At 45.9% G+C, this 21,553-nt stretch carries 24 protein-coding genes; 12 read left to right on the top strand and 12 right to left on the bottom strand.

Annotation, left to right across the window (positions count from 1 at the left end; all coding sequences use genetic code 11):
* Positions 1 to 131: 131 nt before the first annotated feature.
* The 3 genes from OH459_RS13080 to OH459_RS13070 all read left to right on the top strand — a co-directional run bounded on the left by OH459_RS13080 (position 132) and on the right by OH459_RS13070 (position 3,672).
* A complete protein-coding gene (locus tag OH459_RS13080; RefSeq protein ID WP_269987051.1) occupies positions 132 to 947 on the top strand; it encodes an enoyl-CoA hydratase/isomerase family protein in 816 nt (271 codons plus the stop codon).
* Positions 948 to 1,163: 216 nt separating this feature from the next.
* On the top strand, positions 1,164 to 1,595 hold the full coding sequence (locus tag OH459_RS13075; RefSeq protein ID WP_269987049.1) for a DUF2000 domain-containing protein: 432 nt from the start codon (positions 1,164 to 1,166) through the stop codon (positions 1,593 to 1,595).
* A gap of 340 nt (positions 1,596 to 1,935) precedes the next feature.
* Positions 1,936 to 3,672 (top strand): ABC-F family ATP-binding cassette domain-containing protein, encoded by a 1,737-nt coding sequence (locus OH459_RS13070; RefSeq protein WP_269987047.1) that lies wholly within the window; start codon positions 1,936 to 1,938, stop codon positions 3,670 to 3,672.
* 45 nt (positions 3,673 to 3,717) lie between these two features.
* Here the strand turns inward: OH459_RS13070 and OH459_RS13065 are convergent, their stop codons facing one another.
* Together OH459_RS13065 and OH459_RS13060 are read right to left on the bottom strand one after the other, a co-directional pair.
* A complete protein-coding gene (locus tag OH459_RS13065) occupies positions 3,718 to 4,602 on the bottom strand; it encodes a glutathione S-transferase C-terminal domain-containing protein (protein WP_269987045.1) in 885 nt (294 codons plus the stop codon).
* A gap of 63 nt (positions 4,603 to 4,665) precedes the next feature.
* Complete coding sequence (locus OH459_RS13060) at positions 4,666 to 5,205, bottom strand: NADPH-dependent FMN reductase (protein WP_050908226.1); 540 nt, start codon at positions 5,203 to 5,205, stop codon at positions 4,666 to 4,668.
* 149 nt (positions 5,206 to 5,354) lie between these two features.
* Between OH459_RS13060 and OH459_RS13055 the strand changes: the two genes are divergently transcribed.
* A complete protein-coding gene (locus OH459_RS13055) occupies positions 5,355 to 6,305 on the top strand; it encodes a LysR family transcriptional regulator (RefSeq protein WP_269987043.1) in 951 nt (316 codons plus the stop codon).
* Positions 6,306 to 6,702: 397 nt separating this feature from the next.
* Here OH459_RS13055 and OH459_RS13050 read toward each other — a convergent pair whose 3' ends face one another.
* From OH459_RS13050 to OH459_RS13025, 6 genes are all read right to left on the bottom strand, one after another.
* Positions 6,703 to 7,134 carry a VF530 family DNA-binding protein gene (locus tag OH459_RS13050; protein ID WP_005436283.1) on the bottom strand — a complete coding sequence of 144 codons (432 nt, stop codon included), beginning with the start codon at positions 7,132 to 7,134 and terminating at the stop codon, positions 6,703 to 6,705.
* 171 nt (positions 7,135 to 7,305) lie between these two features.
* Positions 7,306 to 8,910, bottom strand: coding sequence for an ABC-F family ATPase (locus tag OH459_RS13045; RefSeq protein ID WP_078609968.1), 1,605 nt, complete (start codon positions 8,908 to 8,910; stop codon positions 7,306 to 7,308).
* Positions 8,911 to 9,116: 206 nt separating this feature from the next.
* Positions 9,117 to 9,569, bottom strand: coding sequence for a hypothetical protein (locus tag OH459_RS13040; protein WP_005453079.1), 453 nt, complete (start codon positions 9,567 to 9,569; stop codon positions 9,117 to 9,119).
* 13 nt (positions 9,570 to 9,582) lie between these two features.
* The gene (locus OH459_RS13035) at positions 9,583 to 11,256 is read right to left on the bottom strand and encodes an LruC domain-containing protein (protein WP_050904209.1); all 1,674 of its coding nucleotides are present in this window, start codon (positions 11,254 to 11,256) and stop codon (positions 9,583 to 9,585) included.
* 226 nt (positions 11,257 to 11,482) lie between these two features.
* Positions 11,483 to 11,902 (bottom strand): VOC family protein, encoded by a 420-nt coding sequence (locus OH459_RS13030; protein WP_269987042.1) that lies wholly within the window; start codon positions 11,900 to 11,902, stop codon positions 11,483 to 11,485.
* A 4-nt stretch (positions 11,903 to 11,906) separates the two neighbouring features.
* A complete protein-coding gene (locus tag OH459_RS13025) occupies positions 11,907 to 12,707 on the bottom strand; it encodes a PhzF family phenazine biosynthesis protein (RefSeq protein WP_269987041.1) in 801 nt (266 codons plus the stop codon).
* Positions 12,708 to 13,053: 346 nt separating this feature from the next.
* On the opposite strand from OH459_RS13025, the gene OH459_RS13020 reads away from it, so the two are divergent.
* The 8 genes from OH459_RS13020 (at position 13,054) to cydX (ending at position 19,437) form a co-directional block, all read left to right on the top strand.
* Positions 13,054 to 14,010, top strand: coding sequence for an MBL fold metallo-hydrolase (locus OH459_RS13020; RefSeq protein WP_009702263.1), 957 nt, complete (start codon positions 13,054 to 13,056; stop codon positions 14,008 to 14,010).
* On the top strand, positions 14,000 to 14,314 hold the full coding sequence (locus tag OH459_RS13015) for a hypothetical protein (protein ID WP_005453102.1): 315 nt from the start codon (positions 14,000 to 14,002) through the stop codon (positions 14,312 to 14,314). Before OH459_RS13020 ends, OH459_RS13015 begins: the two co-directional genes overlap by 11 nt.
* Positions 14,302 to 15,168: a DUF692 domain-containing protein gene (locus OH459_RS13010; protein WP_009697954.1), complete on the top strand. Its 867-nt coding sequence runs from the start codon at positions 14,302 to 14,304 to the stop codon at positions 15,166 to 15,168. Before OH459_RS13015 ends, OH459_RS13010 begins: the two co-directional genes overlap by 13 nt.
* Positions 15,161 to 15,892: an HvfC/BufC family peptide modification chaperone gene (locus OH459_RS13005; protein ID WP_239968670.1), complete on the top strand. Its 732-nt coding sequence runs from the start codon at positions 15,161 to 15,163 to the stop codon at positions 15,890 to 15,892. The genes OH459_RS13010 and OH459_RS13005 overlap by 8 nt, the downstream gene beginning before the upstream one ends.
* Positions 15,889 to 16,488, top strand: coding sequence for an HvfX family Cu-binding RiPP maturation protein (locus OH459_RS13000; RefSeq protein ID WP_269987036.1), 600 nt, complete (start codon positions 15,889 to 15,891; stop codon positions 16,486 to 16,488). Before OH459_RS13005 ends, OH459_RS13000 begins: the two co-directional genes overlap by 4 nt.
* Positions 16,489 to 16,577: 89 nt before the next feature.
* Positions 16,578 to 18,173, top strand: coding sequence for a cytochrome ubiquinol oxidase subunit I (locus tag OH459_RS12995; protein WP_029788295.1), 1,596 nt, complete (start codon positions 16,578 to 16,580; stop codon positions 18,171 to 18,173).
* A gap of 9 nt (positions 18,174 to 18,182) precedes the next feature.
* Complete coding sequence (gene cydB / locus OH459_RS12990) at positions 18,183 to 19,319, top strand: cytochrome d ubiquinol oxidase subunit II (protein WP_269987034.1); 1,137 nt, start codon at positions 18,183 to 18,185, stop codon at positions 19,317 to 19,319.
* Positions 19,320 to 19,329: 10 nt separating this feature from the next.
* Complete coding sequence (gene cydX / locus OH459_RS12985; protein ID WP_005453120.1) at positions 19,330 to 19,437, top strand: cytochrome bd-I oxidase subunit CydX; 108 nt, start codon at positions 19,330 to 19,332, stop codon at positions 19,435 to 19,437.
* A 75-nt stretch (positions 19,438 to 19,512) separates the two neighbouring features.
* Here the strand turns inward: cydX and OH459_RS12980 are convergent, their stop codons facing one another.
* The 4 genes from OH459_RS12980 to OH459_RS12965 all read right to left on the bottom strand — a co-directional run bounded on the left by OH459_RS12980 (position 19,513) and on the right by OH459_RS12965 (position 21,538).
* A complete protein-coding gene (locus OH459_RS12980; protein WP_269987032.1) occupies positions 19,513 to 20,007 on the bottom strand; it encodes a GNAT family N-acetyltransferase in 495 nt (164 codons plus the stop codon).
* A gap of 94 nt (positions 20,008 to 20,101) precedes the next feature.
* Positions 20,102 to 20,569 carry an Sbal_3080 family lipoprotein gene (locus OH459_RS12975; RefSeq protein ID WP_009697960.1) on the bottom strand — a complete coding sequence of 156 codons (468 nt, stop codon included), beginning with the start codon at positions 20,567 to 20,569 and terminating at the stop codon, positions 20,102 to 20,104.
* A 144-nt stretch (positions 20,570 to 20,713) separates the two neighbouring features.
* A complete protein-coding gene (locus tag OH459_RS12970) occupies positions 20,714 to 21,178 on the bottom strand; it encodes an NUDIX domain-containing protein (RefSeq protein ID WP_269987030.1) in 465 nt (154 codons plus the stop codon).
* 30 nt (positions 21,179 to 21,208) lie between these two features.
* On the bottom strand, positions 21,209 to 21,538 hold the full coding sequence (locus tag OH459_RS12965; protein ID WP_050903551.1) for a hypothetical protein: 330 nt from the start codon (positions 21,536 to 21,538) through the stop codon (positions 21,209 to 21,211).
* Between the last annotated feature and the right edge of the window lie 15 nt (positions 21,539 to 21,553).

Raw genomic sequence — 21,553 nt, 5'->3', positions numbered from 1 at the left:
TTATTTTTCTCATCTTATAACAAATCTATAGTAGCTGCACACAACGGGAGAGAGACAAACCTCCTCAATACCAAACCAATAAATTCGCGTTACTGAGGTCTGCTGATCTTACTAACGTTGAGGAAACAGCTATGAAAACTCTATCAATCACAACACAAAACGGCATCGCTACTGTTGAAATCAACAACCCACCGGTGAACGTCCTGACTATCGATTTGATTAATGAAATCAATGAGTTTGTACTATCACTTAAAGATGACCGCGATACAAAAGTGGTGGTATTCAAATCACTTCATGAGTCTTTCTTCTTGGCGCATTTAGATTTGAACGTTATCAACGGCACACAAGGTGGTCAGGCAGCATCAATTGAATTCAACCACATGATTGCCAACATCAAAGCGATGAAACAAGTATCGGTTGCTGTTGTTGATGGTGTGGCTCGTGGCGGCGGTAATGAGTTTGTGATGGCGTGTGACTTGGCATACGGCACTGAAAACGCAGCATTTGCTCAGCCAGAGATTCACGTCAACATCCCAACGGGTGGTCAAGGTGCGGTGCAATTCGCTCGTCGCATGGGCAAAAACAAAGCGCTTCAAGCACTGCTACTTGGTAACGACTTTATGGCACAACAAGCAGAGCAATTAAACATCATTACTCAGTTTGTTCCTAAAGCAGAGTTAGATGGGTTCTTAGCGGCAACATTGGGCGTGATTAGCCAACTAGAAGTGCGTGACATCGTAATGTACAAAGAGATCATCGCAACCTCTATCAAAGATGAAGACGCAGGTGCAGAGCTAGAATTGCGTTACTTCTTAGAGCGCGCAAAAGAGCAAAAAACCGCAGCGATCATCGACGCGTTCCTAAAACACGGTGGTCAAACAGAGCGTGAAGCGAAAGACATCCAAGGCATCTTTGTTGATACCGCGGCTGAGCTAAACAAACAATAGAACTTGGTTCATCATCGACCTAAGGCACCGACAGTCCGTTGGTGCCTTGTCTATTAGAAAACTCGGGAAATCTTATTGCATGAAAAACGATTAAATCATTCGTTTATTGCAAACTTGGCTTTTCGACAGCAATGTTAGAAACAAAATTGCGCGTGCGAGGAAATACAATGGAGGCAGTTAAACAATAGCCAGATCAATAGAAAAACGAGGTCCTCCATGAATCAACTTCCCGACGAAAACCAAAAACGATTTGTTGCCGTAATCAGTAAAAAAGTCGAGGTGGGACGTGCCGTTAACGTATTAGGACACTTGAGTGTAAGCCTTGCCAATCAACTTTCTGATGGAGACGCAGTCTACACCGACTATAGCGACCTCGACGGCAATGTTCATCCAAACATCTCCCACTATCCGTTTATCGTCTTGAGAGCGGATAACTCCAACAAAATCAGAAAACTTCGCCAAGAAGCACTCGATAAAGGCATCCCCTTCTCCGATTTTACTCACACCATGGTAGAAGGCGGCTCTGAAGTTCAACAACAAACCACCAAAAACACGCCGGAAGCTGAATTAGAATACTTGGGTATTTGTTTGTTCGGCGAGACTGAAACTCTTCGAGAATTGACCAAGAAGTTCAGCTTATATCGCTAAAAGCACGTGATACCTTGGTGATCCTCTCATCATTTTTTCATCAAGCTATCTGTACATTGCCACTTTTAGGGTTAGAATCTAGCGCATCTATCAACCAAAAGTGGCAACACTTACAACGAAATTAAGGAGGAATTTATGTCTTTGTGGTGTTCAATCAACCCACGTTTTTATGGCATGAAGGACCGCTCAAGAGTTTCAGATTTCGCGCTGCGATAATCTCGACTTGAGCGAATAATTACCTTTCGACGAAAACACGTCACCCGAGTACTTTCCCTCAAGCTCGAAGAATTATTGTCAGCTATGACAAAGGCGTCTTACGCCCAAAATTCTTGAGAACACTATGAGTACTTTTTTAACTGCACAATCACTAACCCTTTCTCACACAGCAACACCAATCTTCAAAGATCTAACGTTTACGATTCATCGTGGCGACAAAATTGGTCTTATCGGTCATAACGGCTGTGGTAAAAGCTCCCTACTCAAACTGCTTAGCGGTCAATTTGAACCAAGCCAAGGCACGGTTGCCAAAGCCAGTTCATGTTTGATGCGTTATGTTGAGCAGCATTTACCTGAGTCTTTAAGCACACATTCCGTATTGGACGCGTTAGCGGAATCCTTATCCGATGATGAGATTTGGCGCGCCGAACTCTTATTGGATGAACTCGGATTTTCAAACACAGAACGACACATGCCGGTTGAGAATTGCAGCGGAGGTCAGCAAATGCGACTCCTGCTTGCTCGTGCGATTATCCATCAACCTGACTTACTGCTTCTGGATGAACCAAGCAACCACTTGGACTTGCCATCGCTCCTTTGGTTAGAGCAATTCCTATCAAACTGGAAAGGCTCATTCGTTTTGGTATCTCACGATCAAACCTTACTCGATCGCGTCACCAACACCACTTGGGTCATGCGAGATCGATCTCTGCATCATTTCTCTCTGCCTTGTTCTCAAGCAAGACAAGCATTGAAAGAGAAAGATGAAACCGATCAACTTCGCCATGCCAGCGAGCAGAAAGAGATCGACCGAATCGAAAAAAGCGCCAAGCGTTTAGCCACTTGGGGCAAAGTCTACGACAACGAAGATCTTGCTCGAAAAGCCAAGACGATGTTTGCGCGCAAAGAACGTTTAGAGGAAGAACAAACCGAACTGACAGAAGGCACACCGTGGGCGCTACAACTTCAAGGTGAGTCAATGCCAGCAAATCGACTGTTAGAGGTTTTGCCTTTCTCGGTAACGCCACCAGACAGTGATTATCACTTGTTTGATATGGCAGAAATGCGCGCCAAAAGTGGCGACCGGGTTGCCGTTCTAGGCAGTAATGGTTGCGGTAAATCGACTTTATTAAACCTGCTTTATCGTCAGTATGATGCCATCCAAACCGACCTAAGCAACGAACATGAGAGTGTAACTTTCCACGATCGCTGTCGCTTGGGTTACTACGATCAATCCCTAAAGCAACTCGACGATCATCAATCCATCACGGATGCGTTGCAGTCGTTTGCCAGCATCAGTAGTGAACAGGCAAAACGTTCGCTAATTGGTGCAGGATTTGAGTACGCAAGACACGAACAGAAAGTCGTCAGTCTAAGTGGTGGAGAGCGAGCAAGGCTGCTGTTTGTGGGCTTAACCCTCGCTCGTTATCACATGTTGTTTTTAGATGAACCGACCAACCATTTGGATATGGAAGGCAAAGAGGAGTTGATTGAAACTTTGCAAAACTTCGAAGGTGCCGCCCTATTGGTGAGTCACGACCGAAGCCTGATAGAACAAAGCTGTAATCGATTCTGGTTTATTGAAAATGGCTTACTGACGGAGTATTTAAGCGCAGAAGATGTGTATCAACGCGTAACTGATACTGCACCGAAATCAGCCATATCGCATCATTGCAATGAAGTAATGTCGATGGAAACAAACACCGCGTCTGATGAGCAATCCGAAGAGCAAATGCTGGAAAGACTGCTGGAACTGGAAAGCTTGCTGGAAGCCGATTTAGGACGAAAGCCCAAACATCAAAAACCAGCGATGCAAAAGCAATGGCAGCAAGAGATAGAGGAAATTACGGCGCAGCTATAAAAACAAAGCCGGAGGTAATCTCCGGCTTTCTTTATTAGATTCGAATTAGATCCACTCAATCTCAGGTCCTGCGGGCACAATCCCATTTGGGTTGATGTGCTTGTGCGAGAAGAAGTAATGCAGCTTCATGTAATCAATATCGATTGTGCTGCGAATGCGTTCATCGACCACCAAATCCAGCATGTAACGATACAAGTTTTGGTGCGCCTTTAGGGGCTTTTTGTTGGCTTTGAAGTGCACTTCATACACCGCCTCGAAGCGCACTAATGTTGGCAGCAAGAACAAGTCTGATAGGGTAACGTCTTCACCATGCAAGTAGCGCGACTGCCCCAAACGCTTATCCAGCTGCTCTAGCGCATCAAACAAGGTTTCACTCGCTTGGTCATATTGCGCTTGCGAGGTTGCAAAGCCGACTTGATACACCTTGCCATTCACATTGCTGTGAAGCCATCGATTTAGGCTTTCAATCTCTTCACGCAATGTGGCTGGTACCAACTCCACCGGATGTTTTGCCAAAGGTAGCCAACGCGTAGCGAGGTCCATTGCCATTGCGGCTGAATCATTACCCACAATTACATGGTTTTGCTTATCCCACAGCAAAGGAACTGTCACGCGTCCGGTGTAATCGCTTTTCGCTTTCACATACAACGCAGCTAGATTATCCGCATTGTATAGAGGATCAGGATGTGCATCATCAAACTCCCAACCATTGTTGTAACGCTTTGCTGCAACGGAAGAGATGGAAATGAGCGCATCCAAACCAAGGTACTTGATCACTAGGTAAGGGCGATGGGCAAATGGACAAGCCAACGACATGTACAAGTGATAGCGATCTGCTTCGATCTGACTTGGTAACGCGAATTGATCTTCTGCTGTCAGCTCACTTGCGTCTTTGTTTGGATACCAAACGCCTTGTTCTAATACCGCCATACCTTACCTACCTTTCTTGATTAGCTACCCTGATGAATCACTACTGATGCGAGTATAGATAACTTACAGAGACTTCTCGAAAGACATCATTAGCTCACTCAGTTCCGCTGAGGTCGCAGCATCAAATTTGCCATCTTGGAACTTGTCGTAGAAGCCGCCTAGGCTGTATGTGCCTTTTACATCGCCACCCCACCAAGGCATCAACTCAGCCATGGTTTTAATGTTAGTTGCGCCGCCGTTTGCACCCGGAGATGTGCTCACTAGCAGAACCGGTTTCTTGGTGTCACCAAAGAAAGACGTACCTTGAGGTGCAACACGCGATAGCCAATCAATCGCATTTTTCAAGAATGCTGGCATTGAGCCGTTGTGCTCTGGTGATGCAATGATGATCGCATCGTATTCGTTTAACGTTGCACGCAGTTTGTGTGCGTTTTCTGGGATGCCCTGACCTTCAACGTCCAAACCGTACATTGGCAATTCAAAGTCGTTTAGGTCAATGGTGTTTACTTCTGTTTGTGTAGCTTGGTGTGCCAGCGCTTGAACCAATAGGCTGTGGATTGATTGGCTGTTGTTGCTACCAGTAAATGCGACGATCTTTTTCATAGTGGAATCCTAATTACGTTTGCCCCTACTTATGTCGGGCACTCAGTGAATGAGGTGATATTAATTAACTCCCAACAGTGAATAAACACTATAATAGTGGCTATATAGTTCACCAACAGTGAACAATAAAAACATGAGGAAACTAATGCGTGGATAAGATCAGAGCATTAACCGTATTTCGTCGAGTGGTGGAGCTAGGTAGCTTTGTCGCGGCAGCAGAAGATTTAAACCTCTCAAAAGCCGCCATCAGTAAGAACATCAATGAATTAGAGAGCTATTTGAAAAGCCCTTTGATTAACCGTACTACCCGCAATTTGCACATTACCGATAATGGTCAGCTCTATTATCAGCAAGTGTGTCAGGTTCTCGATGCACTCAACAATGCCGATCGCTCAGTGATTGAGTCTTCCCACACATTAAAGGGCACGCTAAAAATCAGCATGCCGATGTCATTAGGGTTGATAGAGCTAAACCCCATCATCTGCGAATTTATGAAGCTGCATCCAGAACTGTCCATCGAAGTGGTGATGAGTGATGAACATATTGATTTGATTGAGCAAGGGGTCGATATTGCCATTCGTGGCGGAGGCGAATTGGGTAACTCTAGCCTACGCTCGCGCAAACTACTGGATATTCGTCGTGTACTTTGCGCTTCCCCTCAATACCTTGAAGAGTCGCAGCCGTTTCAATCTCCACGTGACGTTATACACCATCGCCTACTTAGCTATAGCCTCTCTTCAACGTCTCGCCGTTGGACATTTCAAAATGGCAGTGAGGTACTGGAAGTTGATCTGCCTGCGAGCGTTTACACCGTCAACAGTGGTCTTGCGCTTACCCAAGCGGCATGTGCCGGACACGGGGTTGCGTTGTTGCCAGACTTCTTTGTTGAGCCTCAATTATCTTCAGGTGAATTGGTTGAGATTACCCCTGAATGGCAGATGGAAAAACACGCGCTGTATATCGTTTACCCTTACCACAAAGAGCAATCGCAAAAGTTACGAGCCTTTATTGATTATGTCGTAGAGAGCTTCCAAGCGCGATTCAGCCGTCAGTCAGACCCGCAACAGATGTACTCTTCGATTATTAAGCTAGGGTCTTGATAACGAGGTTTAGCCAAAGAAAAGACAATAAAAAAGCCAAACTGGGTAGTTTGGCTTTTTAATCAAAATCATTCTTGTATCTAGGGTCTGTTAACCTTTCGAGCTGATTTTTGCAGCGAATTGTTGGATATTTATACAAGACAGAGACTTTGCTGTGTAGCTAGTCTACATGAGAAGTCGATAACGCAGTAGAAATGACCAACAAACGCTGCCCGAAGGGTTCGGGCTAGGCGCCCCCGCAAAATCGTTTTATGCTTTGTTAAGGAGTATTTGCTTAGAATGACTAGGCGACACACTCCTTGCCTCACCTAAAACGATTTTATCTCGAACAAAATTTAACCGCGAAAGGTCAACAGACCCTAAGCATCAAGCCTACAAGAACAAGAGAATTGAAAGTTTATCGACGGCGGTTATTAAAGCGAGCACGATCTGAGCGTTGCTTTGCTGAACGCTCTTTGTGCGCAGACGCAGCCTTTGCTTGTGAAGCCAGAATCGATTCAACCGTCAGTTCCATTGGTTCACGCGGCTCCAATCCATGACGGAAAGTACGTGCACGTGGTGGCAGGTTATACTCGTATTCCGACGCCTTTGGCATGCGCTTGTAACGGTATAGGTAGAAGTTCTCTACACGCTCGCGAGCCCATTCTGTTTTCTTCAGGTATTTAACACTGCTCGCAATGCTTGGCTTGGTGTTGAAACAGTTCATACGCATTGCTGTGTCGAGGATTTCCCAACCGTAATGGTCAACAAGCTGCTGCAACATGTCTTCTAATTTAAGACCGTGCAGAGGGTTGTTTTTCTGCAGTTCAATACGTTCTTCGTCGGTCATAAATTCATGGCTCATGAACGGCTCCTTAATTGTGAGTGGCGAGCGTTATACTCACCACCTTACCTCTATTAGGTTTAGATTAAATCACTATTGCGAATAATCTGTTGTATTCTTCGTCTCAAAGACGAACTTTACATCCAAGTATTCACAATGATCGGCGCTGGCTCTTGGTTACGCAGCGCTAAGCACCTTTTGTTGGTGTGCCATGTACTCTTCAAATGTACCTTGGAAACTCACCAACTGTTTGTCTTTTACATCAATGATTGAAGTCGCCAATGACGATACGAACTCACGGTCATGACTAACAAAAATCAAAGTGCCAGTGTAGTCTTTTAACGCGCTATTTAACGCTTCAATCGCTTCCATATCCATGTGGTTGGTTGGCTCATCCATCACCAAAACGTTGATGTCTTGCATCATTAGCTTACCAAACAGCAGGCGGTTCTTCTCACCACCTGAGCAGTTTTTCGCTTTTTTGTTGGCATCGTCAGCGGTGAACAGCAAGCGACCTAGAATGCCACGCACCATTAGGTCATTGTGCTTCACGGTACGCCATTGTGAGATCCACTCAAAGATGGTCAGATCATTATCGAAGTCCGCGCTACTGTCCTGTGGGCAGTAACCAATCGAAGCGTTTTCAGACCATTTTACTACGCCCTGAGTTTGCTCTAATTCGTTCACTAGGCAACGCAGCAAAGTGGTTTTACCCACACCGTTTTCACCGATGATCGCAAGGCGAGTGCCCGCTTCAAGTAACAAATTGCCTTTTTCAAACAACAGCTCATCACCAAAGGAGTGACCAAGGTCTTGCAGTTCCAATGCTAAACGATGCAGTTTTTTGCCCTCACCGAAATCAATCGATGGGCTAACACGGCTACTTGCTTTCACTTCATCGAGTTGGATTTTTTCCATCTTCTTCGCGCGAGAGCTGGCTTGTTTCGCTTTCGATGCATTCGCACCAAAACGGTTTACGAATTCTTGCAGTTCATTGATTTCAGCCGTTTTCTTCGCATTAGAAGCCAATAGTTGCTCACGACGAAGACCAGATGCCTCAAGGAAGTATTCATAGTTACCAGGGTAAATGCGCAGTTCGCCATAATCGATATCTGCCATGTGAGTACACACAGAGTTTAAGAAGTGACGGTCGTGCGAGATGATGATCATCGTACACTTACGTTGGTTCAACTCTTCTGCCAACCAGTTGATGGTGTGAATGTCCAAGTTGTTGGTTGGTTCATCAAGCAGCAAAATATCTGGGTTTGCAAACAGAGCTTGCGCCAAAAGCACGCGCAGCTTCCAGCCCGGAGCAACTTGTTGCATCAAACCAAAATGCAGTTCTTCTTCAATACCCGCTTGCAGCAAAATATCGCCAGCACGGCTTTCTGCTGTGTAGCCATCCATTTCTGCGAACTCACTTTCAAGCTCAGCGACTTTCATACCATCTTCTTCACTCATTTCAGGCAATGAGTAGATGCGGTCACGTTCCTGCTTCACTTCCCAAAGCTTGCGGTCGCCCATGATCACAGCATCAATCACACTGTATTGCTCGAACGCAAACTGATCTTGGCTCAATACGCCCAGTTTCAGCCCCGGAGTAATAGAAACGTTGCCCGAGCTTGGCGCTAATGCTCCGCTCAGGATTTTCATAAATGTCGACTTACCACAGCCGTTTGCGCCAATCAGACCATAACGGTTGCCGTTGCCAAATTTAGCAGAGATATTTTCGAACAGTGGCTCGGCACCAAATTGCATGGTGATATTGTTTGTACTAATGATAGCGGCGTCCTCGAAGGAAATTTCTTTTAAATAACAAGTTGTTAAATCACTTTCGAGATACGGTTAGAAAAGGGCATATTGAAAGTGGACGCCATTCTATCTGATTCGTTCAATAGGTGATATAGATCACGCTAATGTTGCGAAGGATTTTTATCAAAAACAAAGCGCAACTTTCGCCACGCTTTGCTTACTGACAATATCTTGGATTAAAAATCGAGATGGTAATTGTTGTTGGATTGGTTCAGCGAAATCACCCAGTTCTTCTCAGATTCACTAGCGCTCATTGGCACCCATTGTGCGTACAACTTGGTCCAATTGCCATTCACCTCCAACTCAACCTGGCTGGTTCGCGTTGGGTAGACTGTTGTGATCCGTGACATAGGGTCCGCGATCACATCCCCATTCTCAGTGGTAAATGCCGCTTTAGTATAGAGGTGTAATGCACCATCAGCAGAGCCTTGGTAGTTCATGGACAGAGTAATCGTCTCACCAATATCAAAAGAAAAGTCGCGCTGCGCCACAATGTCTTGCGTATCATCAACCTCGTCAGCAACAGGTGTTGGTGCTGGCGTAGAAGAACCGCCACCGCCCCCGCCTCCACAAGCAGCGATTAAGGTTGAAGCAAACATGATGGTCAGTAGTTTTGTCGAAGTATTCATGTGATGCTCCTTGTTATTCCGTTGCTGAGATAGCTTTGCCGCTGGCTGCCGTCTTGTACCAATCAGTATCCGTTTCACCACTGCTGGTTACCCATGTTGGGAATCCTGTGTAGGCGTGACTGATGTCAGTATTCTCGGTTGGGTGATCCCATTCATCACGAATGTTGATTGCCCAAGGCATATTGTTACTGGTTAGGAAGTATTCTGAACCGCCCGTGTCATCGTCATGCAAGTTGTACAAAGCGTTATTCATCTCGCTTGTGCCAGAAAACGACTTAAGGTGGGTTTGCCACGTCATCCCCGGGAAGGTTGCGACAAAGTCACCGTGGTACGTGCCTTCTGCCGCAAAGATGAATGAGTCATAAGGCGGGTAGCCGACTTGGTCTCGTGCGACTGGCGTGGTCAGTTCAACCACCATTTGGTAGCTGAGAATATCGGTCGCTTGCTGATTCAAACAATTGCTCTGAGTACGATAATAAGTACAACCTGATGTCAAAACGCCGAGTGCATCCAGTTCCGCTCTTAAGTTCTCAGATACCACCAACACTGTTTCACTACCAGATTGAAGCACCGTATGTTCCACCGCTTGACCATTTTTGGTCACCGTTACTGATGCCACGTTGGACGAATCCACATTAGGGAGCTTCACGGCAAAACCATTGGAATAGCCTGCCCCCATGGCTTGCAGGGTGTAATCGACGGTAATGGTCTTTAATTCACGTTGACCATTCAAAAGTTCGGTTACACGATAGCGCCACACCACATCGTTGAAGTCGTAGTCACCCATTAACGGCCAGCGATCTTCGAACGCCATCGTCGCGTAAGTATCAGAGCTTGGGTAAACTGATGTGACTGTGACTTCCGGATCATTTTCTTGAACCAAGACTTCGTATTTCGAGTCGGTCGTGCCATCGGTATTCACGCCATCTACCGCCGAGAAAGGTGAAATATCCACAGTAAAGATCAAATCATTGAAGTCGTTATCACCACTTGGACGGCGAATGTCTTCAAAACCAAGCACTAAAAATTCGTTCTCAGTATCCAAGAACGCGACATTGTGGCGACGGTAATTAGCGGTCGTTTCTGGATTCAAGCTGGATAGACTGTAGAAAGGCGTATTCCAGGGACCAAGATACGGAATGTTATTGTAAGTACTTGCACTCCAACCATTTGGAATAACAAAGAAAGCTAAGGTTTGTCCTGCGGTCAGTTGAACATCAAGTTCAATCGTGTCCCCTTCTTGCATATCCCCATCAGGCGCTTTGGATGCGTTCGGGAAGATAACCATATGAGTGACAATATCGTCTTTGCTTGCTGGCGGGTTGTCAGTGTCATAAACAAAATACCCGAGAGAATTACGATACCCAGCCCCTTCGTTTAAAAAAGTGACAGACGCTGTCGCATAATCCGCACCGTTGAGTTCATCATCGATGTCGATATTAGAATAACGGTCCGGCGCGATAAATGCGGTATTGACGTAAGTACCTTCTGGCAGCATCGAATAGACATTCGTCAGGGTATCTTGAGGCAAAGTATCCGCAATAGAAATGGTCTCAAGTGGTTTACCCTTGATGGTGTAATTTGAATTGTCGCTGCCTGATTCGAACGATAAATCACTGGTAGTGAGTGCGTATCCGGACATCGATACGCAACAACTGGTTAGCGCAATAAGTTTCCCTGCTTTCATATTATTCCCCTCATCAACTGAATCGTTGGTCGTAGAGGGTTAACGCAAATATGATGCCGAAAATACCTTATTTAAAAACAACAAGTTATATTGACTGAAATACCATTATCAATTTGAGAATTAAGCTGATAAGCAAAGTGAAGCACATTGGGAAGAAACGGAAGGGGCAAATGCCCAAAACAAAAAAGCGTCCCGAAAGACGCTGTTAATATCAATTAGTATGAATCTATGAACGCGAAGCCATTGGGTGGCTTGGACTCATCTCTAGCAAGTCCCACAGGTTGCCATAGAGATCTTCAAATACAGCGACTGTGCCGTAGTCCTGCTCCGTTGGCGGGCGAACAAACTGAATGCCCTGCTCTACCATTCGGTTGTAGTCGCGCCAGAAGTCATCGGTGTTCAAGAATAGGAATACCCGTCCACCAGTTTGATTACCGATGAAGTCATGCTGCTCTGGCTTAGACGCTTTGGCTAGCAATAATGTCACACCATTAGAACCCGGTGGAGAAACCACAACCCAGCGCTTATCTTGTTCTGGTTGGTACGTATCTTCCACCAGCTCAAACTTCAGCTTATTCACATAAAAGTCTATCGCTTCATCGTAATCTTTTACGACCAAAGCAATATGGATAACGGATTGTTTCATCGCGTTATACCTTTAGTTTTCCGCTGATTACCGTCTTTGCAGAGCCAATCAGTTTAATGCGTCCGTTTTCAAGCAATTCGGTTTGTAAATGGCCACCGCGGGCTGAGGCTTGATAAACGCGGAACTGGTTTTGACCGAGTTTTTGCGACCAAAACTGAGTCAGTGCGCAATGGGCTGAGCCTGTGACAGGATCTTCATTCACGCCCACCCAGGGGGCGAAGTAACGCGAGATAAAGTCGAGATCCGGAGAATTCGATTGAGCAGTTACCACCACACCACGCCCTTGAATGTTCTTTAATGCGTCAAAGTTAGGCTCGAGTTCCAACACGGTTTTTTCATTGTCGACTTCAATAAAGCCTTTGCTGTCAAATTGAGCATAAGAAACCACTTGCTCCGCTTTCAATCCAAGTCCTGCTAGCAATGCGATGTCTTGTTCAACATCCACTTCAAACTGAGTAGCAGGAAAATCGAGCTCAATCGTCGACTGGTTTACTTTTGCATGTAACTCACCTGAGAGGGTTTGAAAGGCAATGGTATCGCCAACCTTTGCTAATCCTTGTTCTTTTAAGATTTGCGCTGTAGCTAATGTGCCATGACCGCATAGCGCCACTTCGACTTTAGGTGTGAACCAACGCAGTCGCATGTCTTTCAAACAGAGAAAAGCGGTTTCTGATACCGCCATTTCTTCAGCGATAGAGAACATCAATGCTTCTGGTAAAGGTTCTTGTGAAAGGCAAACTCCGGCAGGGTTTCCTTTGAAAGGTTCGGTGGTGAAAGAGTCCACTTGGTAGATATCGAGATCCATGATGCGCTTCCTAACATTGCGATTTTGGCAAGGTGTCAAACAGCTTATCGGTTTCATTGTAAAGCGACAATGCATGCCCTGATTGTTCTTGCAAAACACAAATAAAAGGCACCTTTCACGGTGCCTTTTTACATTCTGATGCTTGTTCAGCTCAAACCAATAACGTTCAATTTACCTGAACGAAACTTTAAAATTACTAGATATAATTAACCATTCATATTGGATATCTTATTCCCGTGCTTTGACGGACATCAAAAACAAATCGTTTTTCCTGCCTCTTCAACACTTCTTTGGATGCTCACCCAAAGGAAATAAATAAGAAAAATCAAACTCATAGGTATTTGATATGAAACAGCCTTTAAAAGCGTTAGTGCTGGCTCTGGGGTTATCTCTCGGAGCCGCCAACAGTTACGCACTCTCTCTCGAACCGCTAGACAAAGATTTTACTTTGCAACTTCTTGGTTCTGGCGGACCAATCTCTGATGACCTTCGTGCCTCGTCTGGTGAACTGGTTTGGTGGAAAGGAAAATCACGCGTGATGATCGATGCCGGTGGTGGTGTCTATCTGCGTTTTGGGCAGGCGGGCGGCAAACTGGAAGACTTAGATTTCCTTGGTTTAAGTCACTTTCACACCGACCACGTTGCCGACGTTCCAGCCCTGCTAAAAGGGGGGTACTTCTTTGATCGTGAAGATCCTCTCGATATCGCGGGTCCAGAAGCGGGCTCTGCATTTCCTAGCTTGACTGGTTACATGAAAGCGCTTTTCGACGGTGATGAAGGCGCGTACGCATATTTGAACGGTTTGTTTGATGGCAGCGATGGCTTGTTCCCTGTCACCATTACCGATGTGCCATACAAAACTTCCCAAGGCACCAAGGTGTATGAGCAAGATGGGTTAACCATTTACGCACTGGGTATCCCACACGGCGACGTTCCTTGTCTCGCTTTTCGAATCGAAAGTGCCGAAGGCGTGATGGTGATTTCCGCTGACCAAAACGGCAGTAACCCTGACTTCATCGACTTCGCTAAAGGTGCGGACATCTTATTGATGCCATTAGCTATTCATGAAGAAGCCGACGAAGTCTCATCGTTTATGCACGCTAAGCCATCGGTTGTCGGCAAGATCGCCGCAGAAGTGAATCCAAAACTTTTGGTGCTTAACCACTGGATGGGCTTAGGTCTAAAACTTAAACCAGCTTCCATCAAGATCGTTAAAGAGTACTACCATGGTCAAGTTATTGCTGGTCACGATTTATCTAGCTACCCAATGAGCGCAGCGAAGGAGATGTCTCATGAACAATAAACTTGCTCTATCTATCGCGATGACGTCTGTCATTACTTTGAACTCAGGCATGGCGTTTGCCGATGCACCCACAGAAGCTCCCGTAGAGGCTCAATCCAGCTCTCAACATGGCGGTAAGTGTGCGGCTGGTAAATGTGGTACAGAGAAACGCTTTGAGAAACAAGAACTAAAGAACGATCCACAAGGTCGCTTGGTACGCGCTCGTGACGGCAAATGTGGCGTGACTGGCGAAGGTATTAACCCTTCAGAAGAAACCATCAAACTCACCAAAAGCAAAGTAACAGGTGGCGTATGCGGACAATAACCGATACATCAAAAGGGATTGGGCTGCGCAGCGAACACGTTGATTTGCTGTGTCAGTTGCCCGAGCACCCAGATATCGATTTCCTCGAATTAGCACCGGAAAACTGGATGAATATTGGCGGCTTGAAACGTGAACAGCTGCAAGACATTGCGAAATATTATCCGCTTGTCGCTCATGGCTTGAGCTTATCGATTGGTGATTGCCAACCGTTAAACGAGTCTTTTGTACGAGACGTCGCACGCTTTCTCGATGAATTTAATATCGACATCTATAGCGAACATCTGAGTTTCTCTAGAGACAATCAGGGCTATTTGTATGAACTGCTTCCGATCCCTCGACATAAAGAGAACATTCCGTATTTGGTCGAACGCATTCAACGCGTGCAAGACATTATTCAGCATCCATTGGCGTTAGAGAATATCTCTTACTACCACGATTACGGACATGAAATGCCAGAGGGCGAGTTTATCGCTGAAGTGAGTGACCGCAGTGGATGTGAGCTGCTTATCGACATCAACAATGTGTTCGTCAACAGTCGAAATCATCATTTCTGCCCTTACGACATGCTGAGTACTTTACCAAGCGACGCGATTCGTTATTACCACATTGCGGGTCACTTGAAAGAGCGTGATGACTTCTTGCTCGATACCCATGGAAAGCCAGTGCCTGATGAAGTGATTGATCTGGCTCGTTACACCTACTCGGTGCATGGCAGCAAACCTTTACTGCTTGAGCGCGACCACAATGTGCCGTCGTTGCTTGTTCTGGCTGAAGAGCTTCGCAGCATTCATGGCGAGATCTTGGATTTCAGTCAAACACTCGAAGTGTTGTGTAAGGAGGTGCTCAATGCTTAATCCTCCGAGCAAAATGCGCGCGCAAACCGAGTCCCTAACGGCTCTAATTCGCACGCCTATGAATCAGCATGCGCTGTGTCGATATAGCGAATTTATCCGCGACAACATCTTGGGTGTCGTTGCGAATACGTTCCCTCTATTTTCTTCGCAGTTCGCTGATGAACAACTTGAACGCATGGTGGATGACTTTGTGGTGATGCATGGCGCGTCCGAGCCTGAGTTTCATCATATTGCCACCGAGTTTGTTCAGTTTTTGCAGCAGAAAGCGCATCAAGATTCCAGCTCCATCTCTGCCGATCAGAAGGCGTTATTGGAATATGAATGGGTGGCGTTCAATGTAGAAATTGACACCTTAGTCGCAGCATTCAATTCACCCTCGAATCCGATATTCGAAGAGAATCAAGTGCTGCAACTCAACCCAACATTAAAGCTGGTCGAAGTGCCTTTCTTGCTGCATCAAGACTCCGTGACTTTCCTAACTGACAGGCGTCACCCTGTATTTTATGGCGTGTTTCGGAACTCACAGCATCATGTGATATCGCAAAAGCTCAGAGAAGTAGATGTCGCATTGATTCAGCTATTACAACAGCAACCAAACCTGACTCTGGCGCAACTACAACAAATGATTGCTCAGCAACTCGCCAGATTCAGTTTCATGGAGTGGGCTCAACACTTCAGTGAACTAGGACTCGTCAGCGTCCGCCCTTCAGGAGAAAAATTATGATTAAGTCAGCCCTCAATTGGTTCGACGGTCTCGTCGAGAAATGCAAAAGATACGATTACTTAGCGTTACTTGCGATTCGTCTCTACCTCATTCCGGTCATTTTTGTTGGCGCTCGCTCTAAGGTGCTGGGCTTCTCTGGCACCGTCGCGTGGTTTGGCGCGTCCATCGCAGATGGAGGTTTGAACTTACCATTTCCCGAGTTGTTAGCGTTTCTTGCCGCAGGTACGGAAGTGCTTGGCTGTATTTGTATCGCTTTGGGTTTGTTTACCCGAGTGATGTCGATTCCGATGATTTTCTTGATGAGCGTTGCGAGCGCAATGGTGCACTGGAAACACGGTTGGGATGCCATCGCCACCAGCGGCATGGAAGCAACGGTACGTTTGAACGGCTTTATTGAATGGTTAGCAACCAACTTCCCAGGTCGATACAACTACATCACCGAATTGGGCGACCCTGTAATGCTCAACAACGGTATGGAGTTCGCAGCCACCTACTTTGTGATGTTGCTGGTGCTGTTCTTCTACGGCGGTGGTCGCTATGTAAGCTTGGATTACTGGTTGAGAAAACCTTTCTCTCGCATACCAGCAAAGGCGTAATTCAAGTGCACCCAAGCTTTAAGGCTTAATTAAACAGACTAATAATAACCTTATCTAACCCGCTACTCTGGTAGCGGGAAGGAGTCCTTATGTTTGCAGATGTCGTTGATCTGTCGCGGTTTCAGTTCGCTAGTACCGCACTCTACCACTTTATATTCGTCCCACTGACCATAGGTTTGTCTTTCTTGCTGGCCGTTATGGAGTCTTTGTACGTCATGACGGGGAAAACCATCTACAAGGACATGACCAAGTTCTGGGGTAAGTTATTCGGGATTAACTTTGCCGTGGGCGTGGCGACCGGTCTTACCATGGAGTTTCAATTTGGTACCAACTGGGCGTATTACTCTCACTATGTGGGCGATATTTTCGGGGCACCGCTTGCCATCGAAGCCTTGATTGCCTTCTTCCTCGAATCCACCTTAGTCGGCATGTTCTTCTTCGGTTGGGATCGATTATCAAAACGCCAACACTTGTCGGTCACTTGGCTGACGGCTCTGGGTTCTAACTTCTCTGGCTTGTGGATTTTGATGGCAAACGGCTGGATGCAAAATCCAGTCGGCGCAGAGTTCAATTACCAGACCATGAGAATGGAAATGATCAACTTTGCTGATGTGGTGTTTAACCCCGTCACGCAAGTTAAGTTTGTTCATACCGTGGCTGCCGGTTATACCACAGGTGCTTTGTTTGTAATGGGCATCAGTGCTTACTACTTACTCAAAGGTCGAGATATCTCTTTCGCTCGCCGATCGTTTGCAGTGGCGTCAGCATTTGGCATGGCTGCGATTGTGTCGACATTGATGCTGGGTGATGAATCGGGTTACGAGCTTGGTGATGTTCAACAAGTAAAACTCGCGGCAATTGAGTCCGAGTGGCACACCGAAGAAGCACCTGCCTCGTTCACGCTATTTGGCTTACCAAACCAAGAAACCATGGAAACCGACTACGCCATTAAGATTCCATATCTAATGGGGATCATCGCGACTCGCTCGCTGGATGAGCCAGTGATGGGCTTACGCGATCTGATGGCGCAGAACGAAGATCGTATCCGCGATGGTATCCAAGCTTACGGCATGCTAGAGGAACTTCGCGCAGGTAACGACAGTCCTGAAAACATCGCTCAATTCGATGAGATGAAGAAAGATCTCGGCTACGGTTTGCTATTGAAGAAATACACCGAGAACGTCACCGACGCGACTGAAAGCCAAATCAAGCAAGCGGCGCAAGACACGATTCCTCAAGTGGCACCACTGTTCTGGAGCTTCCGAATCATGGTGGCTTGTGGGGTATTGATGTTCGCGATTATCGGTTTGTCTTTCGTCCAAGTCTGCCGCAGAAAATTAGGTTCGAGCCCTTGGCTATTGAGAGCGGCACTATGGGCGATTCCATTGCCTTTCATTGCTTGTGAAGCAGGTTGGTTCGTTGCTGAATATGGACGTCAGCCATGGGCAATTGGTGAGGTGCTTCCGGTCAATATGGCAGTATCTAACCTCGCACCAAGTGACATTTGGATTTCACTCGGGTTTGTTTATGTGCTCTACACAGCGTTCTTGATTGTAGAAATGTTCTTGATGGTGAAGTTTGCCAAACGTGGACCAAGCGTGCTTAAAACGGGTCGCTATCACCATGAAGAAAACAACAAAAAAGACAAACAATCCGACACATTCAAACTGATTGATCAGCACTAAGGAGGCACTATGTTTGATTACGAAAACCTACGCCTATTTACTTGGGCGATCGTTGGTGTGCTGTTGATTGGTTTTACCATCACCGACGGATTCGATATGGGGGTAGCCGCGCTGCTCCCTGTTATGGGGAAAAAGAACCTAGAGCGCCGCGTAATGCTTAACGCTATCGCGCCGCACTGGGACGGCAACCAAGTTTGGCTGATCACCGCTGGCGGTGCCATCTTCGCGATATGGCCCTTGGTATACGCCGCAGCGTTCTCCGGATTCTATATTGCCATGCTCTTGGTACTCGCATCCCTTTGGTTGCGCCCTATTGGTATGGATTACCGAGCTAAAATCGATAATCCGCAATGGCGCAATGTGTGTGATGTCGCCTTGTTCATCAGCGGTGTGATTCCACCGATTATCTTTGGGGTTGGCTTCGGTAACTTGTTGGTTGGCGTACCGTTCGAGTTAAACAACTTGCTGATGCTCGATTATCAAGGTGGGTTCTTTGACTTGCTCACTCCATTCCCAATTCTGTGTGGCTTGGTGAGTTTGACCATGGTGGTGACGCAAGGTGCTGCTTTCCTTCAAATGAAGACAAAACATGATCTACGTGCACGAGCACAAAACATTACGTTGTGGGGTGCGGGTGCAACCATGATGTTGTTTATGTTCGGTGGTTTGTTTGCGGCATCGCAATCAGGTTACATCATCATCGGCGCGATGCTAAAAGATGGCATATCAAACCCACTCAACAAACAAGTGGTGAGTATTGCAGGTGACTTATTGCATAACTTCAGCGAAATGCCACAACTTTGGCTGATTCCCTTCACTGCGGTAACCAGCTTACTCGTGTGCTTTTGGGCAACCGTCTCTCGCCGTGCTGGGGTGGCGTTTACTATGTCGAGCATTGCGATTGCTTGCATCATCTTAACGGCAGGCGTCACCTTGTTTCCGATGATCATGCCGTCAAGCATCAACCCATCGCACAGCTTAACGTTATGGGATGCCACATCGAGTAAGAAAACGCTTGGCATTATCTCTATCGTTGCCATCATCGTTGTTCCTGTGATTTTGGGCTACACCGCATGGTGTTACTACAAAATGTTCGGACGTTTGGATAACAACTACATCCGCAGCAACAGCTCATCGCTCTATTAAGGAGGCAAGTATGTGGTACATGTGTTGGGTACTTGGCGTATTACTCGCCTGCGCCTTTGGCGTCATTAATGGTTTATGGCTAGAGAACGCAGGACGCTTTGAAGAGGATGAGTTCTAATTTCTCACTTCATATTGGAACATTCTCAATAACAAACGCCCTCATTCACGAGGGCGTTTGTTCATCTCAATGAATTTACTCTGCCGACAATCGATAGCGGCGCACTTCGTATTGGTCTTGTTCTGAATAAAATGTATTGAGAAACTCGCCACCCGCCTTTTCGATCACGCGCCTTGATGCGGTATTGTTCACATCACAAGTAACGATAGCGCTGTCTTCTATAACCTCGAATTTCACCCAATTCAACATGAATGTGGCGATGCCTTTGCCTTGAGCATCTGGCGCGGTTTCGTAACCAATATGCCCTATCACATTTTCAAGATAGTCGTTATTACCATCACGAACCCGAATCGAACCAAGTATCACCCCTTCCTCTATACAGAAGTATGTCGAAGACGGCGTCCAACCTTCCGGCAAGCCTTCGCCTTTCGAGTATCCAATTCGTTTCTTCAGCAACGCTTCACTGTCACTTTGGGCGATGATGTACATTTCCATTCCCGCCAGAGCACACTTTTCAACATACTGTTCAAACGCTTCAAAATGGCTGAGATTGGCTTTAACTATTTCCATATAGCACCATCTTTCAGGCTTAAATATCACAAAAAATAAAGCTCAAAAGAAGGACATTACTTTTGAGCTTTCATTATGTTCTTAAGCTATGTATTTAGATTTCACCAGATTTAATTTTCTGTTGAGCATCGCTAATTGTCTGCTCTCCAAATAAGATCTTAATCATCGACTCGATACGCTTGGTATCTGTACCAAATTTGTCCAAATTACCATTGTTTGGTGCTTTAAATTCAACTTGACCAACTTTCTGGTCATTTTTATAAGCGTTAATCTTTGCATCCGCAATAAAGGTTCTAAAGTCCCAACTCCAGCGAGACACATAGGTTAGCGTCAGTTCATCTGCCTTAGGTGCAGTGCCATCACTGACCACTGTACATTTACGCGCAGTGTCTAAGCACCATTCTTGCAAAGAATCTAAGAACACTGCTCTTGTCGCATTATCTTTTACGATGGTGATTTCTTTGCTTTGATTCGACTGCGCAATCGGCTCAGCCGTATATTTAGGTGCGGAACAACCTGCTAATACAACAGGAAGAGCTAGAACTAGAGCTTTTTTAAACATATTTTTTCTCTGCTTATAAATAACAACCAATGACGCCAAATGAATAATCAGCATCGAATGTTGGATACTGACAGTTTTCATTCAATGCCTCAATAATCTTTCTCACAAAATCAACAGGATAAATACATTCTAGTTCGATGATTATTACGAAACTAATGGGTCGATGTTTTCTGCAAATAAGCACTCAAGAGGATAAGGCAAAGCAAGTGTCGGCATATCTGATCTCGAGAACCAAGCCAGCTCGATCGTCTCCTCATCTAAGCCTTCTGCAAACTGTCCCGTTTGTTGACACTTAAACATGATCACTGTGTATTCAACTTGGTCGCCGTTTGGATAAGCAAAACCAAATCCCTCTCCACCAAAAACACCGAGCACACGTTCAACTTCAACCGCGAGTCCGGTTTCTTCTCTTACTTCTCGAATCACAGCTTGCGAAGGTGACTCACCTGGTTCAATCATGCCTGCTGGTAAGCTCCAACTGCCATCAGATTTCTTTTGCAACAGAAGTTGGTTGTTTTGATTGAGGATCACCGCAGCAACACCTGGGATCATTAATACTTGATTACCAACTTTGCTGCGTAGCTCTTTTAGGTAGTGACTGACACTCATTTATCTTCCTTGAACTTAGTGTTTAGTTTCTCACCAGACATTCATTTTGAAATACAACAAGAAACAGCTGATAAAGATCAAGCCACACCATGAAAAAAAGCTTATCGCCTTCTGTTCAGTCGTTGCTTCCTCAGGGTCTGGGTGCAAAATGCCATAAAGACAGGCAATGGGGATCAACTCGTAAGTTTTGCCAATGTATTGATGCCCCATTTCGAGAAATGGTGGAACGTACAAATACACCACAGCGTAAGTAATAAAATAAAGTATGCCGAGGATCCGGTTCAAGCCAATGACTTGCCCTTCTCGATAAAACCAAATTAACGCCGCTACCCCTGCAAGTATTGCGATGAGTAAAAACATCCGTTCTTCTACCCT

The organism is Vibrio sp. MM46, from assembly GCF_027587135.1.
Taxonomy (GTDB): Bacteria; Pseudomonadota; Gammaproteobacteria; order Enterobacterales; family Vibrionaceae; genus Vibrio; species Vibrio harveyi.
Note: the sequence above shows the minus strand (reverse complement) of the source record. Positions and strands in the feature narration are given on the sequence as shown.